This is a genomic window from Pseudomonas sp. W15Feb34 (assembly GCF_023127765.1).
GTDB classification, from domain to species: Bacteria; Pseudomonadota; Gammaproteobacteria; order Pseudomonadales; family Pseudomonadaceae; genus Aquipseudomonas; species Aquipseudomonas synxantha_A.
Genome location: NZ_SPKN01000012.1, coordinates 70,856 through 87,126, shown reverse-complemented (window position 1 = coordinate 87,126; position 16,271 = coordinate 70,856). Strand labels below are relative to the sequence as shown.

The following is a 16,271-nucleotide window of genomic DNA, read 5'->3' as shown; positions in this document are numbered from 1 at the left end:
TCACTCAAAGTTCGCCAGTGGGGAGCCGCTGACAGAGACCCAATATCAATTAAAGTTAAACACCCTCACATATAAGAAAGTTCTTACATACAGTTAATCAACGCCTCTCGATTGAAACTCTAATGATTGCGGCATTTGTTGCAAGGGTTTTCCCAGGCATTGAGAGCCCCTTCTATCACGTTTATATTCCAGTCCAGTTCAAAAAAACAAAAGCATCTAAACCCACCACAGCAGAATTAAAAACCTCACTCATCAGGAGCGACTAGATGAACAAACACAACCTTATTTTCTCCCTGATACTTGCCACCGGAATACTCAGCCCATTGGCCAGCCAAGCACAACCGGCAGTAGAAAACTCAGACGCAAGTGCCCTGGGTACATCCCCCCGCTGGCTGACGACAAAAGTTTATATAGAAGGCGCCCCGGAGATCGACGTAAAGGACAAGTACCCAGGTGTCGTTGGAATATCAGTGTGGGACCCTGAACGTAATCGCTACGAATTTTTCTACACCGATACCGGGCTATCAAAATATGACAACGGCGGCGGCGGTTACTTCATGGTAACGGGTGACAAGAAAAACCATATCCTGATACCGGATAAAGGTGCAACGAAAACCATCGTCAGAAAACTTGAGACGTTGAACAATCAGGAATTCACTTATTCTCGTGAAGTGCCGCGCGACATGATCGACGCCAACCCTCTTGTTCGAATACATGTGGTTCATGCGCCCTATACCGGATCAGTCAAAACCACCCCCACCCACTAACCCTCAACACTCATCCCACGAGTAGCGACAATACTCATAAAAGGCCTCACTCAATGAAAACACTATTAAAGCCTTTACTGGCGTCTGTTTTATTGCTCTCTACCCTTGTTTCAGGCGGCCTTCATGCGCAGGCTTCCACGTCAGGAAAACCTGTCGCCATCAGCGCTGACAATGCGGTCATGTTGACCGTCTTCCTCAAACATGACCAATCTCGCAACTTGAACGAAATAAGAACAAAACTCACCGAACAGGAACTCTTTAAAGTATTCCCTCCTGAAGGGGTAGAGATTGTCAGTTGGAACATCGCCATGGGGATCGGTCACGTCATCGTTCTACGCTTCCCCGCCTCGCGCCTGCGGGAAGTCAATCTCGCCATCGAACGCTCTGCATGGGGCCCCTTCAGGACGGAGTTCTTTCCTACCTACGATTACATGGACATCGTAGCGGCCGAACAGAGCAAGGTGCGCAAGCCCGTAGCCGCTAAATAATTCGCACGCGCGCAAACAGCGTCTCCCACTCGCCGAGACGCTGGCACTTTTCGCAAAATCAGTGGCGCTTTCTCTGCGCCCTCAGCATTTCACACAACACAAATGCAGCATAATCCGAGCATCGAACTCACCGGAGAGCTGCCCCATGCCCACCACCGTTCTAGTCCTGGTTGAAACCATCAACGAATACCTGCAAATCATCGAGAGCAATGACTTTCATGTGATTCTGGCGCCGACGCCCGCCGAACGCGCTCAGGCGATCAAGTTGCACGGTGGGCAGATCAAGGCCGTGCTGACCCGTGGCCCGCTGGGGTTGTACGCTGATGAAATCGCGGCACTGCCGTTGCTGGAACTCATCTGCGTGATCGGTGCCGGCTACGAACATGTGGACCTGCAGGCGGCAAGCGACCGTGGGATAGTGGTCACCAACGGTGCCGGCGTGAACGCCCCCTCGGTGGCCGATCACGCCATGGCGCTGCTGCTGTCGCTGGTGCGCGGGATTCCCCAGACCGATGCCGCCGTGCGGCGCAGCGAATGGCCGAAGGTCATGCGCCCTTCCCTGGCCGGCAAGCAACTGGGAATTCTCGGGCTCGGTGCCGTGGGGATGGAAATCGCCAGGCGCGCCGCCCTCGGCTTCGGCATGGAGGTGAGCTATCACAACCGCCAACCCCGCGATGACGTGGATTACACCTACTGTTCAACGGCCGTCGAACTGGCGCGCACCTCGGACTTCCTGATCCTGGCCACGCCAGGTGGGGCCAGCACTCGCCATCTGATCGATAAACATGCGCTGGATGCGTTGGGCCCCAATGGCTATCTGGTGAACATTGGCCGCGGCAGCGTGGTGGTGACCGCTGACCTCGTGGCTGCCCTGGAGCAACGGCGTATCGGCGGCGCCGCGCTGGATGTATTCGACGACGAACCCAAGGTGCCCGACGCCCTCAAGCGCCTGAGCAATACCGTCCTGACCTCCCATGTGGCCGGCCTGTCACCGGAGGCTGCCCATGACACCGTGCAGCGGGTGGCCGACAACCTGGTGGAATACTTCGCCGGCCGTCCTGTGCTCACGCCGGTTGCGCTGCCAGCGCCCGCAAAATGACCGATCAGGCACGCTGATCACCCTTCAACACGCTAACCTATTAAGCCGCCCCGACCTTGTCGCTGGGCGGCGGTGCGCATTAGATTAGGAAATAGTCCAAGGCCTTTAGAATAAGCAGAAGGGATAAGCATGGCGCTGAACGACCAATCGACCCAGATTCGCCCCGGCGAAGAACTTGATGCCAGCCTGATCGATCCCTACCTCAAGGCCCACATTCCGGGCTTGAACGGCACGCCTGCGATCAGTCAGTTCCCCGGCGGCGCATCGAACCTGACCTACCTGCTGGAATATCCAGGCCAGGAATTCGTGCTGCGTCGCCCGCCGTTTGGCCACAAGGCCAAGTCCGCCCACGACATGGGCCGCGAATACCGCATTCTCAACCAGCTCAAAGATGGTTTTCCGTATTGCCCCAAGGCATACGTGCACTGCACCGATGAATCAGTGATCGGTGCCGAGTTCTATGTGATGGAACGGGTCAACGGCATCATCCTGCGCTCTGACCTGCCGCCCGAACTGGGCCTGGACGCGGCCAAGACTCAAGCGCTGTGCAAAAGCTTTATCGACAAGTTCGTCGAACTGCATCAAGTCGACTACAGCGCCTGCGGCCTGGCCGACCTGGGCAAGCCTGAAGGCTACGTGGCGCGGCAGATTCGTGGCTGGGGCGAGCGCTACGAAAAAGCCCTGACCCCTGATGCGCCAAAATGGGAAGCGGTACGCGCCTGGCTCAACGACAAAATGCCAGCCGATTCGCCCACGTCCAGCATCGTGCATAACGACTACCGCTTCGATAACGTGATCCTCGACCCCCACAACCCGATGCAGATCATCGGCGTGCTGGATTGGGAACTGACCACCCTGGGCGACCCGCTGATGGACCTGGGCAACACCCTCGCCTACTGGATCGAAGCCGCAGATCCGGCGCCGGTCCAACTGATGCGGCGCCAGCCGAGCAACGCCCCGGGGATGCTCACCCGCCGTCAGTTTGTCGACTACTACGCCGAGCGCTCGGGGCTTGCGATCGACAATTTCGATTTCTATTACACCTACGGCCTGTTCCGGCTGGCCGGCATCGTGCAGCAGATCTACTACCGCTTTTTCCACGGCCAGACCCAGGACAAACGCTTTGCGCAGTTCATCCACATGAACAAGCTGCTGGAGCAAATGAGCCTGAATGTCATTGGCAAATCAGCGCTCTGATCGCAACCACAAGGAACCCTTATGTCCAAGACCAACCTGTTTGACCTTGACGGCAAGATCGCCTTCGTTTCCGGCGCCAGCCGTGGTATCGGCGAGGCCATTGCCAAGCTGCTGGCCCAGCAAGGCGCCCACGTGATCGTCTCCAGCCGCAAGCTGGAAGGTTGCCAGCACGTCGCCGACGCGATCATTGCCGACGGCGGCAAGGCCACGGCGATTGCCTGCCATATCGGTGAAATGGAGCAGATTACCCAGGTGTTCGCCGGCATCCGCGAACAGTTCGGCCGCCTGGATATTCTGGTCAACAACGCCGCGACCAACCCGCAGTTCTGCAACGTGCTGGATACCGACCTTGGCGCATTCCAGAAGACGGTCGACGTGAATATCCGCGGTTACTTCTTCATGTCGGTGGAAGCCGGCAAGCTGATGCGCGAGAACGGCGGCGGCAGCATCATCAACGTGGCGTCGATCAACGGCATTTCGCCGGGCGTGTTCCAGGGCATCTACTCGGTCACCAAGGCTGCCGTGATCAACATGACCAAGGTGTTCGCCAAGGAATGCGCGGCATTCGGCATCCGTTGCAACGCACTGCTGCCGGGCCTGACTGATACCAAATTCGCCTCGGCGCTGGTCAAGAACGATTCGATCCTGAAAGTGGCCCTGGCGCAGATCCCCCTCAAGCGCGTCGCCGACCCCAGCGAAATGGCCGGCGCGGTGTTGTATCTGGCCAGCGATGCGTCAAGCTACACCACCGGTGTGTCGTTGAATGTAGACGGCGGCTTCCTGTCCTGACACTGCCTGGTTTCTTCAGATCGATTTGCGCGTAACCTTGGCGCGGATCGATCTGTCTCCAGGATGAAACATGGAACTGCACCTCGTCATCAATGGCCGCAAGGACCTGGCTGCCCAGCTTTATCAGCAACTGCGCGAAGCTATCGCCACCGGGCGACTGTCGGCGGGTACGCAACTGCCACCGAGCCGACTGCTCGCCGAACAACTGGGCGTATCGCGCAAGACGGTGTCGGATACCTACACCACCCTCACGTACGAAGGCCTGCTGATCGGCAAGATCGGCCGCGGCACTTTCGTCAATGCGTGGGCGCCCCAACCCGATCGCGTGCAAACCGCCACCGACCTGGCCTGCGCCGCCAACCTGGGCAAGTGGGCAGCACTGCCCTCGCCCATGGGCCACCCTTCCCGTGAGGGCATCCTGCGCTACGAATTTATCGGCGGCGCGACTGCACGCAACCAGTTCCCTCAGGACGAATGGCGACGCTGCACCCAGGATGCGCTGCGCCGTATCGCCCAGAACAGTGGTTTCTACAGCCAACCGGAAGGGTTACCGGCATTGCGCGAGGCCATCGCCGGGCATATCGCGTTTTCCCGAGGGGTCAAATGCCGCGCCAGCGATATCGTGGTCACCAATGGCGCGCAGCAGGCGCTGGACCTGATTGCCCGCGTGGTGCTGGAACCCGGCAGCATGGTCGCGATGGAAGACCCAGGCTATAGCCCCGCGCGCCAAATGTTCGTAGCGATGGGCGCCAGCGTCGCCAGCGTGGCCGTCGACGAACAGGGCCTCCAGGTCGATCAGATCCCCGATGGCACCCGTCTGATCTACGTCACCCCGTCCCACCAGTTCCCCCTCGGCATGCCGATGAGTCAGAGGCGCCGCCAGGCACTGCTGGACCGCGCAATCGAGCTGGGTGCGATCATCATCGAAGACGACTACGACAGCGAATTTCGCTACGAAGGGCGCCCCACCGACTCCCTGCAAAGCCTGGACACCCGAGGCGTGGTCACCTACGTCGGGACCTTTTCCAAAACCCTGTTGCCCGAGTTGCGCCTGGGCTACGCGGTGCTGCCGCCAGCGATCTATGGCGCGGTGCTCAAGGCCAAGCAGTTGACCGACCAGCACAGCTCTACCCTGCCGCAGTGGGCATTGGCCAAGTTCATCAGCGAAGGCTACCTGCTCAAGCATATTCGCCGTTGCCACAGCATCTACGCGGGGCGTCGCGAACGAATACTGCAGCGTCTGGCGGGCGATCTGTCACCGTGGTTCGAGGCGGTTCCGACGGTGGCGGGCTTTCACCTGGCGGCATTGTGCAAGGTGGCGTTGAATATCCCATTGCTGATAGAACAGGCGCGTCAGGTCGAGGTGGGGTTGTACCCCCTGGACGTATTCTTCCAAGACGTGCCATTACGCTCGGGGCTGATTTTCGGCTTCGGCGCCATCGAGACCCTGGACATCGATCCGGCGCTGGACAAGGTGCGCGATATTCTCCGGCAGATTGGCTAAGGGGTTTTCCGGCGTATTGGTCATTGGTGGCGTACAGGCTACGGCGTAGGGTGAAGAGGTCTCGAACTACGCGGAATCCTGATCATGAAACGATTGCTCGCCACCACGCTGATGCTCACCTCCCTCAGCGCATTTGCCCACGACCCGGTATACAACCAGGAAACGCTCAAGGTGCTGCAGGAGCACCCCTTGACCAACGTGCCCGGCAAGAAAACCATCATGCTCACCGTTGACTACGCCCCCGGCCAGGCCACCGTGCCCCATAGCCACACCGGCACTGCGGTGGCTTATGTGCTGCAAGGCGCGATCACCTCGCGGGTCAATGATGAAAAGGCGATCACCTACAAAGCCGGGCAATCGTTCTACGAACCGGCCGGCTCGCGGCATTTTGAGTCAAGCAATGCCAGCCAGACCCAACCGGCCAGGCTGCTGGTGGTGATGGTGCTGGATGACAAGGCTGAGGTACTCACCCCGCTTCCTAAATAATCAGCAACACCACAAAACCCATGGGGGAGCTGGCTTGCCTGCTCCCACAGTTTTAACCGTATCTGGTCAGGGACGTTTGAATAGGTCGCGCTGGTCTTCAATGCGCAGCCGGCACTCGCAACCCTCCAGATGATCATTGACCATCCCCATCGCCTGCATCAACGCATACATCGTGGTCGGGCCGACGAAGGTCCAGCCGCGTTTCTTCAGGGCCTTGGACAAGCGCATCGAAGCCGCTGAGGTCGGATTGGCCGTCCAGTAAGCCATGTCCACCACTGCCGGCCGCTCTTCTGCGCCGGGCTCGAACGCCCACAGCCAGCGCGCCAGCGAGCCGGTCTCCTCCACCAGTTCAGAGGCCCGGCGTGCGTTGTTGATGGCCGAGATGATCTTTGCCCGATTGCGCACGATGCCCGGCTCGCTCATCAACCGCTCAATGTCCGCTTCGCCGTACTGCGCCACCCGGCGAAAATCAAAACCCTCGAACGCCTGCCGAAAGTTATCGCGCTTGCGCAGAATGGTGATCCACGCCATCCCCGCCTGAAACCCCTCCAGGCAGATCTTCTCGTACAACGCGATGTCATCCGCCACCGGCACCCCCCACTCGTGGTCGTGGTAATGCAGGTACGCAGGCGCTGCAGTGCGCCAGGCGCAATACATGCGCCCTGCTTCGTCGGTTGTAAGCCCTGATTGGTCCATCCATCACCTCGTATGCCCAAGGCGATGATACGCAAAAAAAATTAATCCCCGTCAACCGCTCAAGCACCGTACTTACCGACCAACTGGTCAGACCGGGACCTGCCAACCGCTGAATATTTACTTGTTGTTTGAAAAAAACCAAGCGTAGACTGGCCGCGCACTGGACTTACCGGTAAGACCACAACAATTAAGCCCTGGAACCACCAGGGCACCGAATAGAGATCCCTCCCATGCTCAGATGGTGCTCGCGTTCGATTTTCCTGCAAGTCGTGATTGGCCTGATGCTCGGCATCGCCTGCGGCCTGGCCCTTCCCGAATTTTCCTCACAACTCAAACCCCTGGGCGACGGCTTTATCAAGCTGATCAAAATGCTGATCGGCCTGATCGTGTTCTGTGTCGTGGTCAGCGGTATTTCCGGCGCCGGCGATTTGAAGAAGGTCGGGCGTATCGGGCTCAAGTCGGTGATCTACTTTGAAGTGCTGACCACCGTCGCCCTGGTGCTTGGCCTGATCATGGCCTTCAGCACCGGCATCGGCAGCGGCGCCAATATTCATCTTGAGCAACTCTCTTCCGCCGGCTTGAATGAGCTGGCCGACAAGGGCCAACACATCAAGGGCACCAGCCAGTTCCTGATGGACCTGATTCCCAACTCGGTGATCGGTGCGTTTGCCGATAACAACGTGTTACAGGTGCTGCTGTTCTCGGTGCTGTTCGGCAGTGCGCTGAACCTGGTGGGCGAAGCGGCCAGCGGTATCTCGCGGCTGATCAATGAGCTTAGCCATGTGATCTTCCGCATCATGGGCATGATCGTGCGCCTGGCGCCGATTGGCGTATTCGGTGCCATCGCGTTCACCACCAGCACCTACGGCCTGGACTCGCTGCAACACCTGGGCAGCCTGGTTGGGCTGTTCTACCTGACGTGCTTTGCCTTTGTCGCGCTGATCCTCGGGCTGGTAATGCGCTTGTCCGGCCTGCGGATGCTGCCGCTGCTCAAGTACCTGCGCGAAGAGCTGCTGATCGTGATGGGCACCGCTTCGTCCGACGCTGTGCTGCCGCAGATCATGCGCAAGCTGGAACATTTGGGCATTGGCAGTTCCACCGTGGGTTTGGTAATTCCCACCGGGTACTCGTTCAACCTCGACGGTTTCTCGATCTACCTGACCCTGGCCATCGTGTTTATCGCCAACGCCACCGGTACACCGCTGTCGATGACCGACTTGCTGACCATCCTCCTGGTATCGTTGATCACCTCCAAAGGCGCCCACGGCATTCCGGGCTCGGCATTGGTGATTCTAGCGGCGACACTCACGGCGATCCCGGCAATTCCGGTGGTGGGCCTGGTGTTGGTGCTGGCGGTGGACTGGTTCATGGGGATCGGTCGTGCGCTGACCAACCTGATCGGCAACTGCGTGGCTACCGTGGCGATTGCTCGCTGGGAAAAAGATATCGATATCCAGCGTGCCAACAAGGTGCTCGACGGCCAGCAGGGCTATGCCTTTCAGGCCAAGAAGCCGGTGCTGCCGGCGCATCAGGAGTTCTAGGACAACACCCATCCAATGTGGGAGCTGGCTTGCCTGCGATAGCGGTGAGTCAGCGTCAAATGTAGTGCCTGACACTCAGTCATCGCAGGCAAGCCAGCTCCCACATTGGCCCTTTGCCAGACTGAATACTGTATGAGCAACATCAAGGAGCCTTCGACGTGATCAGCACCTCAACCGTCGTCAATTCAGTGGTAGAAAAACTGCGCGCTGCCCTGGCACGCGGCCAGTGGAGGCGTGGCGAAATGCTGCCAGGCCAGCGTGAGCTGGCCGAGCAACTGGGTATCAGCCGCCCGAGCCTGCGTGAAGCGGTGATCGTGCTGGAGACCTTGGGCCTGGTGCGTTCCATGCCGGGCAAAGGTGTGGTGGTACTGGAAACCAGCGTCAGCGAGCCGCAGTCGAACGACGCGGTGGCCGACGCCAGCCTGGAAGACATCCTGCAACTGCGCTATACCCTCGAACCCTTCATCGTCGGCCTGGTCGCCCAATCCATCAGCAGCAAGGAAATCGGCCAACTGCGCCTGACGCTGATGGACATGCGCGAAGCCCTGGATGCCGGCGACGCCGAGGCGGGCATGAACGCCTACATCGACTTTCACGAAGAACTGTTTGCCCTGACCTCCAACCCGATCTTCCAGAACGTGGTGCAGCAAACCAGCACCGCGCTCAAACAAAGCGCCCAGGTATTGCGCAACTCCCCTGAACACCTGGCCGAACGCCTGCAAGAGAACGAAGCCGTGGTACGCGCCATCCGCAACAAGAACAGCGCCCTGGCCAGTGCCGAAATGCGTCGGCACATCCTGCAGGAAGGCTTGCGCATGGGCATTCGCTTGAATATCCCGAATGACCATCTGGGCAGCTGAATAATTGGAGACCGGCCATGAACGTCCACGCCCTGCAACGTGACCCTCTGCCCTGCCTGCGCCTGGTGTCGGGCAAGAAGCCTTCGGTTGACGACATCTACCCGCGCTTGTTCGACGCGATCCTTGAGCAACGCATTGCGCCCGCCAGCCGCTTCACCGAAGAAGGCCTGGGCGAACTCTTTGGCGTGAGCCGCAGCGTGATTCGCCGGGTGCTCGCCAAGCTGTCCCATCAGCAAGTGGTCATCCTGCGCCCCAACCAGCGCGCCCAGGTCGCCGCGCCGGATGCCCAGCACACACGGCAGATTCTGGAAGCACGGCGCCTGACCGAAATGACCGTGGTGCAACTGGCCTGCGCCCAGGCCACAGCGATGCAAATCCGCCAACTGCGCGAGCTGATTGCGCAGGAGCGCGATGCCATTGAGCGTGACCAGCGTGGGCCGGCGATCCGGTTTTCTGGAGAGTTTCATCTGCAACTGGCGCACATGGCAGGCAATGCGCCGTTGGCACAGTTTCTCAACAGCCTGGTGCCGTTGACGTCGTTGATCATTGCGCAATTTGAAACGAAGGCCTGCACGTATTGTGCGTGGCAGGAGCATGTGGCGATTGTGGATGCCGTGGAACAGCGCGACGCCCACACGGCTGTCGCCCTGATGACCCAGCACCTGGATCACCTGGAAACCCGGCTACTCAAACACCACTGACCTGCGGATAATAAGGAGATCCAAATGTGGGAGGGGGCTTGCTCCCGATAGCGGTGGGTCAGCCATGTAAGTGTTGACTGCCCCACCGCTATCGGGAGCAAGCCCCCTCCCACACTAGCCCTTCAGTGTTTGATAAATGGTGTTCCAATAAAAAGCCCCCGCATCTCACGATGCGGGGGCTTTTGGTTTACCGAAGCATCAAGCCGGCTGCAACACCGACTGACCACTCAACGCCAGGTCCAGCAACTCACGATTGGCCACCGCGTACATGGCGTAGTCCGTGCCAACCGCAGCACGAATTTCCACCATCATGGCACGCCAGCGATCAGCCATGTCCTGGTGCTGTTCAAGCCACAGGGCCACGCGGGCTTCCATGTCTTGTGGCGCGTCGGCCATTTGCAGTACCGAAATGGTAATCGCCCGTTGCTGCCAGTCCACGTCATCGCGGAAGGCCTCACGGGCCTGGGCCTGCCAGTTGTTGGCGACAGGCAGATCGCTGATCTGCTGCAGGTACCACGGCAGGTCCAGGGCGCTGCCGACGGCGAAGTAGGCTTTGGCCACTTCGGCGGCGTCATGCCCGGTCACGTCGGCGGCTTCGATGATCGGCAGCAAGGTGTACAGGTGGGTAGTGCCTGCAACCATGCGTGCCAACAATTCCGGTACGCCGGCCTGGGTGTAGGCCTGGTAACGGTTCTGCCAGCCTTCACGGGTCGGACCTTCCAGCAGTTCGTCGAGCTTGAGGCCCAATGCTGCCAGATGCGGACCGAAGTGCGCAGTGTCACGCCCGGCGTCCTGTTCGTTGCGACGGCTGCGCAGGAACCAGCGCGTAGCACGACGGCCCAGGCGCATCAGCTCGTCCATCAGCTCCAGTTGCACGTCGGCCGACACCTGGTGGTCCAGGGCTTCGATCTGACGGAACCAGTGCGGGAGGTGGAAGATATCGCGCACGATCACATAGGCACCGGCGACGTTCGCCGGGCTCATGCCGGTCGACTCTTTGAGTCGCTGCACGAAGGTGATGCCCATGTGGTTGACCAGGTCGTTGGCGATCTGGGTGCTGACGATCTCGCGCTTGAGGCGATGGCGACGCATGGCTTCGGAGAACTTGGCCACCAGGCTCGGTGGGAACGCGGTCTCCATGTCACGGGTCAGGTATTCGTCATCCGGCACCAGGGATTTGAGCAGCGCTTCCTTGAGGTCGATCTTGCTGTACGAAATCAGCACCGACAACTCCGGACGGGTCAAGCCCTTGCCGGTCGAAGCGCGCTCGGTGAGCTGCTCTTCGGTCGGCAGGTACTCGATGGCGCGGTCCAGCTTGCCACGGCCTTCCAGGTCGCTCATCAGGCGTTTGTACTCGGCGGCGCGCTCGTAAGCCTTGCGTGCGGCCAGGGACAGGGCCTGGGTCTGCTTGTAGTTGTTGCCCAACACCAGGTGGCCGACTTCATCGGTCATGCTCGCCAGCAACTGGTTGCGTTGCTTGTCGGTCATGTCACCGGCCTGCACCACTTCGTTGAGCAGGATCTTGATGTTCACTTCGTGGTCGGAGCAGTCCACGCCACCGGCGTTGTCGATGAAGTCGGTGTTGGAACCGCCGCCATTGAGGCCGAATTCCACACGGCCCAGTTGGGTCATGCCCAGGTTACCGCCCTCGCCCACCACCTTGCAGCGCAGCTCGTTGCCGTTGACACGCAGCGCGTCGTTGGCCTTGTCGCCCACGTCGGCATGGCTTTCGGTGCTGGCCTTGACGTAGGTACCGATACCGCCGTTCCACAACAGGTCCACCGGCGCCTTGAGCAAGGCGTTGAGCAGTTCGGTCGGGGTCAGCTTGTCGGCCTGGATGTCGAAACGCTCTTTCATCTGTGGCGAGATGGCGATGCTCTTGGCGCTTCGCGAGAAGATACCGCCGCCTTCAGACATGATGCTGGTGTCGTAGTCGGTCCAGGACGAACGCGGCAGCTCGAACATGCGCTGGCGCTCGACGAAGCTGGTGGCCGGGTTCGGGTTCGGGTCGATGAAGATGTGCAGGTGGTTGAAGGCCGCGACCAGTTGCAGCTTGTCGGACATCAGCAAACCGTTACCGAACACGTCACCGGCCATATCGCCGACGCCCACTACGGTGATGCTGTCTTCCTGCACGTTGATGCCGCGCTCACGGAAGTGACGCTGCACACCGACCCACGCGCCCTTGGCGGTGATGCCCATTTTCTTGTGGTCGTAACCGGCAGAACCGCCGGAAGCGAACGCGTCACCCAGCCAGAAACCGTAGTCGATAGCGATGCCGTTGGCGATGTCGGAGAAGGTTGCAGTGCCCTTGTCCGCCGCCACCACCAGGTAGGGGTCATCGTCGTCATGACGCACGACGTTGGCCGGTGGCACCAGGGCGCCGTCCTTCAGGTTGTCGGTAATGTCCAACAGGCCGGAAATGAAGATGCGGTAGCAGGCGATGCCCTCGGCCGCGATCTCGTCCCGGCTGCCGCCCAATGGCAGGCGACGCGGCAGGAAGCCGCCCTTGGCGCCCACCGGCACGATCACCGAGTTTTTCACTTGCTGGGCTTTTACCAGGCCGAGCACTTCGGTACGGAAGTCTTCTTCACGGTCGGACCAGCGCAGGCCGCCGCGAGCGACGTTGCCAAACCGCAGATGCACGCCTTCAACACGGGGCGAGTACACGAAGATTTCAAACTTCGGCACCGGCTTGGGCAGCTCGGGGATCGCGTGCGGGTTGAACTTGAAGCTGAAGTACGACTTGTTCTGGCCGTTTGCGTCGGTCTGGTAGAAGTTGGTGCGCAGGGTCGCCTTGATCAGGTCCAGGTAGCGACGCAGGATACGGTCTTCGTTGAGCACCTGAACGTCGTCCAGGGCGGTGAGGATCGCCTGTTCCAGGCGTTGCTGTTTGTCTTCCAGGTCGTCGGCAGTGAGCTTGCGTGCCAGGTAGAAGCGGGTCTTGAACAACCTTGTCAACTCGCGGGCGATGTCGGTGTGGTTGTTCAGGGTGCTGGCGATGTAACCCAGGTCAAAGCCCAGGCGGATCTGCTTGAGGTAACGGGCGTAGGCACGCAGCAGCGCAACGTCACGCCATGGCAGGCCGGCGGTCAATACCAGGCGGTTGAATGCATCGTTCTCGGCGTCGCCATGCACGATGTGCACGAATGCGTCCTGCAGGGTGTCGTTGAGCTGCTGGATATCCAGGTTCACGCCTTCGGCGGCGATGAATGCAAAGTCATGGATCCAGAACTCACGGCCATTGGCATGGCGCAGGCGATACGGAAACTCGCCCAGCACGCGCAGGCCGAGGTTTTCCAGGATCGGCAGCACGTCGGACAGCGCCAGCGGGGTGTCAGCGTGATAGAGCTTGCAATGCAGTTCGCGCTGACCGGAGACCTGGCCCAGCGGCTGATAGAAGCTCATCACCAGCGGGTTGGCTTCGGTGAGGCTGTTCAGATGCTGCATGTCGACCACGGCTGAATGCGCGGCGAAACGCTCGCGGTAGCCGGCCGGGAAGCCTTTGGGGAAGTCCGCCAGCACGTTGGTACCGTGGGCTTCGCCGAAACTCTCCACCACCAGACTGGCGTAGTCGTCCTGCCAGCTGCGGCAGGCTTGCACCACTTCTTTTTCCAGTTGCAGCGGGTCGATGTCCAGGCGGTTCTTCGGGTCGACCCGCAGGATCAGTTGCACACGGGCCAGCACGGACTCGGAGAAGAAGGTCCAGAACTCGCAGTCCGAAGCCTTGAGGCGATCCATCAGCACTTGCTGGATCTTCTGGCGCACTTCGGTGGAGTAGATATCGCGCGGCACATAGGCCAGGCAGTAGCAGAAACGACCGTACGGATCTTTGCGCAGGAACACGCGGATCTTGTTGCGTTCCTGGATCTGCACGATCGACATCACGGTGCTGAACAGCTCGTCGACCGGGGTCTGGAACAGGTCGTCACGGGGCAGCACTTCAACCACTTGGGCCAGTTCCTTGCCCAGATGCGCCTTGGCCTGGAAGCCCGAGCGACGCTCGATTTCCGCTACCTTGCGGCGAATGTACGGGATCACTCGCACGCTTTCGCCGTACACCGAGGAGGTGTAGAGGCCCATGAAGCGGTGTTCCTTGATGACCTTGCCGTCGGCACTGATCTCGCGGATCGACACGTAGTCCGGATACGCCGGGCGGTGCACGCGGCTTGGGTGTGCAGCCTTGGCGAACGACAGCACCGTCGGTTCACGCAGGTAGGCCACGGCGTAGTCTTCGATGCGCAGGTCTTCGGCGGTGAGGCCGGCGCGCAACAGCTTGGTCAGACCGAGGAAGGAGCTGGCGTCATATTCGATATGACCGCCGTCCGCCTCGTCACGTACCACGAACTCTTCATAGCCCAGGAAGGTGAAGTGGTTGCCCATCAGCCATTCCAGGAAGTTCTTGATCTCGGCTTTTTCTTCACCGTCGATCGTGAATGCGCTGGCGTCGATACCGGCCAGCAGGTCCTGGACCTTGGCTTTCATCGGTTCGAAATCGGCCACGGCCACGCGCACTTCGCCCAGCACCTGCTCCAGCTCTTTGCTCAGCACGTTCAGCTCGGCGGCGTTGGCGCAGCGGTCGATCTCCAGGTACATCAGCGATTCTTGCAGGATGCCTTCGCCCTGGGTGCCCTTGGGCAGGATTTCCAGCAACTCACCCTTGCTGCCACGGCGCACGCTGAGCACGGTGGTTTGCAGGGTATGGATGCTGTAGCCACGGCGGTTCAGCTCGGTACGGACCGAGTCCACCAGAAATGGCAGGTCATGGTGCAGCACTTCGACCGCGGTGTGGGTCGATTGCCAGCCATGACGTTCGTAATCGGGGTTGTAGACCCGCACTTGCGGTTGGGTGTGATCGAAGCGCTCAAGCAGGCGCCAGGCAGACAGGGTGCAACCGGCCAGGTCGGAAAGGCGACGCTGGGTCAGTTCGTCCAGGGAAATGATGCCGAAGAATTGCTCAGCGAACAGCGCCACTTGTGGCAGTGCCTGTTCACTGATGTGCTGCGCCAGTGCCGCTTGCAGTTGATGCTGGAAGTCGGCCTTGCTGGCTGCGGTGAAGAACGCCATCTGTGGTACTCCGCTTGGGCTTGTTATTGATGGAAGCGTCGCGTGTTATCCCCTTGCGGGGAGACCGTCAGCTCTGTTCGTGGGTCACGATAAACGAATCAGGCCGACAGGTGGGTGAAGCTGGACAGGACAGTCAGGTCACATACAACTTCCACAAGATGCACACCTTGCCGGGTGACGGTACGACGGGCAGGTCAGGCGCCGGGCGCGGGGCACATCCGTTGCGCAGCTTAACGAGTGTAGGAAGACCGCTGCTTGCGACGCTGCGACATATTCGGTCATCGGTAAGCAGGCAATAGGTTGCAACTTGGGCAACCGCGTTTTTCCGGGCAAAAAACCTGCGTTTTTCAGCCCTCTGAGTACCGAAAATGACTGATACCGCACGCCAGGTCATGCCCTGGGTCTGACACACCCTGCAGCATAAAATTCGCCGCAATGGCACAATTGCCAGCGCAACGCCCTCCTCCACACAGGATTTCCCATGCTGCAGCTGAAAACCGACGCCCTGATGGCCACCCCGTGCGACGAAGAAGAAGACAACATGGCCATGCTTTGCTGCCACGGCAAAAACGGCGAAATGTTCATGTTGAGCCGCTACCCGGATGAAGAGGAAGTGGAACTGACCTGGGATTACGAGCCGTCGACGCTGGATGGGCTGAAGATCACCTTGAGTGCTACGAGGTTGCTGGTCGAACTTGCAGCGGGTGATGCCGATGCATTGGGCGGCAAGGATCATCTGGAGATCACCCACGCCACGGCCGCATCCGACCTGGCTGAAGTGGAGGAAACCCTGCAGAAAATCCTCGCAGGCACTGGCACTTTCATCCGGATTTAAGCTGCACTCTGGTTCAAATGTGGGAGAGGGCTTGCCCCCGATAGCGGCGGGTCAGTTAATACATCGGTGCCTGACACACGGGCATCGGCGGCAAGCCCCCTCCCACATTGACCGTGTTCCCACACCAAAAGCCTACAAGTTTTTCTGAAAATACCCGTGACGTCGTTAGTCGACACCCCCTTCGATGCATTAAAGTAGCCTCCCAAGCCTGGCGCTCGCGCTCCACCATCAGGCTCATCTT

General features: G+C 59.8%; 13 protein-coding genes. 11 read left to right on the top strand and 2 right to left on the bottom strand.

Translation table 11 applies throughout. The features are described from left to right. Positions 1-266 precede the first annotated feature (266 nt). The 7 genes from E4O97_RS06925 (at position 267) to E4O97_RS06895 (ending at position 6,330) form a co-directional block, all read left to right on the top strand. The gene (locus E4O97_RS06925; RefSeq protein WP_032880841.1) at positions 267-767 is read left to right on the top strand and encodes a DUF4822 domain-containing protein; all 501 of its coding nucleotides are present in this window, start codon (positions 267-269) and stop codon (positions 765-767) included. Positions 768-820: 53 nt separating this feature from the next. Further along, the gene (locus E4O97_RS06920; protein WP_078821223.1) at positions 821-1,255 is read left to right on the top strand and encodes a hypothetical protein; all 435 of its coding nucleotides are present in this window, start codon (positions 821-823) and stop codon (positions 1,253-1,255) included. 145 nt (positions 1,256-1,400) lie between these two features. Beyond that, the gene (locus tag E4O97_RS06915; protein ID WP_248161009.1) at positions 1,401-2,354 is read left to right on the top strand and encodes a 2-hydroxyacid dehydrogenase; all 954 of its coding nucleotides are present in this window, start codon (positions 1,401-1,403) and stop codon (positions 2,352-2,354) included. 129 nt (positions 2,355-2,483) lie between these two features. Next, positions 2,484-3,551 (top strand): phosphotransferase family protein, encoded by a 1,068-nt coding sequence (locus E4O97_RS06910; protein WP_032880838.1) that lies wholly within the window; start codon positions 2,484-2,486, stop codon positions 3,549-3,551. Positions 3,552-3,572: 21 nt separating this feature from the next. Continuing rightward, positions 3,573-4,340 (top strand): SDR family oxidoreductase, encoded by a 768-nt coding sequence (locus E4O97_RS06905; RefSeq protein ID WP_032880837.1) that lies wholly within the window; start codon positions 3,573-3,575, stop codon positions 4,338-4,340. Between the two features lie 70 nt (positions 4,341-4,410). After that, positions 4,411-5,844 carry a PLP-dependent aminotransferase family protein gene (locus E4O97_RS06900; protein WP_032880836.1) on the top strand — a complete coding sequence of 478 codons (1,434 nt, stop codon included), beginning with the start codon at positions 4,411-4,413 and terminating at the stop codon, positions 5,842-5,844. An 84-nt stretch (positions 5,845-5,928) separates the two neighbouring features. Continuing rightward, positions 5,929-6,330 (top strand): cupin domain-containing protein, encoded by a 402-nt coding sequence (locus tag E4O97_RS06895; protein ID WP_078821220.1) that lies wholly within the window; start codon positions 5,929-5,931, stop codon positions 6,328-6,330. A 66-nt stretch (positions 6,331-6,396) separates the two neighbouring features. Here E4O97_RS06895 and E4O97_RS06890 read toward each other — a convergent pair whose 3' ends face one another. Continuing rightward, complete coding sequence (locus tag E4O97_RS06890) at positions 6,397-7,026, bottom strand: DNA-3-methyladenine glycosylase I (RefSeq protein ID WP_282445310.1); 630 nt, start codon at positions 7,024-7,026, stop codon at positions 6,397-6,399. A 215-nt stretch (positions 7,027-7,241) separates the two neighbouring features. On the opposite strand from E4O97_RS06890, the gene E4O97_RS06885 reads away from it, so the two are divergent. The 3 genes from E4O97_RS06885 to E4O97_RS06875 all read left to right on the top strand — a co-directional run bounded on the left by E4O97_RS06885 (position 7,242) and on the right by E4O97_RS06875 (position 10,128). After that, positions 7,242-8,567: a C4-dicarboxylate transporter DctA gene (locus E4O97_RS06885; RefSeq protein ID WP_177327440.1), complete on the top strand. Its 1,326-nt coding sequence runs from the start codon at positions 7,242-7,244 to the stop codon at positions 8,565-8,567. Positions 8,568-8,725: 158 nt separating this feature from the next. After that, positions 8,726-9,427: a FadR/GntR family transcriptional regulator gene (locus E4O97_RS06880; RefSeq protein ID WP_248161008.1), complete on the top strand. Its 702-nt coding sequence runs from the start codon at positions 8,726-8,728 to the stop codon at positions 9,425-9,427. Positions 9,428-9,444: 17 nt separating this feature from the next. Beyond that, a complete protein-coding gene (locus E4O97_RS06875; protein ID WP_078821218.1) occupies positions 9,445-10,128 on the top strand; it encodes a GntR family transcriptional regulator in 684 nt (227 codons plus the stop codon). 198 nt (positions 10,129-10,326) lie between these two features. Here E4O97_RS06875 and E4O97_RS06870 read toward each other — a convergent pair whose 3' ends face one another. Further along, complete coding sequence (locus tag E4O97_RS06870) at positions 10,327-15,195, bottom strand: NAD-glutamate dehydrogenase (RefSeq protein ID WP_248161007.1); 4,869 nt, start codon at positions 15,193-15,195, stop codon at positions 10,327-10,329. Between the two features lie 481 nt (positions 15,196-15,676). Here E4O97_RS06870 and E4O97_RS06865 point away from each other — a divergent pair, with 481 nt between their 5' ends. Next, positions 15,677-16,030, top strand: coding sequence for a hypothetical protein (locus E4O97_RS06865; protein ID WP_216091271.1), 354 nt, complete (start codon positions 15,677-15,679; stop codon positions 16,028-16,030). Positions 16,031-16,271: the final 241 nt, after the last annotated feature.

Excerpts from the sequence above, each read along its gene's own strand:
- E4O97_RS06925 (WP_032880841.1), top strand. The coding sequence starts at position 267 with ATGAACAAACACAACCTTATTTTCTCCCTGATACTTGCCACCGGAATA.
- E4O97_RS06920 (WP_078821223.1), top strand. The coding sequence starts at position 821 with ATGAAAACACTATTAAAGCCTTTACTGGCGTCTGTTTTATTGCTCTCT.
- E4O97_RS06915 (WP_248161009.1), top strand. The coding sequence starts at position 1,401 with ATGCCCACCACCGTTCTAGTCCTGGTTGAAACCATCAACGAATACCTG.
- E4O97_RS06910 (WP_032880838.1), top strand. The coding sequence starts at position 2,484 with ATGGCGCTGAACGACCAATCGACCCAGATTCGCCCCGGCGAAGAACTT.
- E4O97_RS06905 (WP_032880837.1), top strand. The coding sequence starts at position 3,573 with ATGTCCAAGACCAACCTGTTTGACCTTGACGGCAAGATCGCCTTCGTT.
- E4O97_RS06900 (WP_032880836.1), top strand. The coding sequence starts at position 4,411 with ATGGAACTGCACCTCGTCATCAATGGCCGCAAGGACCTGGCTGCCCAG.
- E4O97_RS06895 (WP_078821220.1), top strand. The coding sequence starts at position 5,929 with ATGAAACGATTGCTCGCCACCACGCTGATGCTCACCTCCCTCAGCGCA.
- E4O97_RS06890 (WP_282445310.1), bottom strand. The coding sequence starts at position 7,026 with ATGGACCAATCAGGGCTTACAACCGACGAAGCAGGGCGCATGTATTGC.
- E4O97_RS06875 (WP_078821218.1), top strand. The coding sequence starts at position 9,445 with ATGAACGTCCACGCCCTGCAACGTGACCCTCTGCCCTGCCTGCGCCTG.
- E4O97_RS06870 (WP_248161007.1), bottom strand. The coding sequence starts at position 15,195 with ATGGCGTTCTTCACCGCAGCCAGCAAGGCCGACTTCCAGCATCAACTG.
- E4O97_RS06865 (WP_216091271.1), top strand. The coding sequence starts at position 15,677 with ATGCTGCAGCTGAAAACCGACGCCCTGATGGCCACCCCGTGCGACGAA.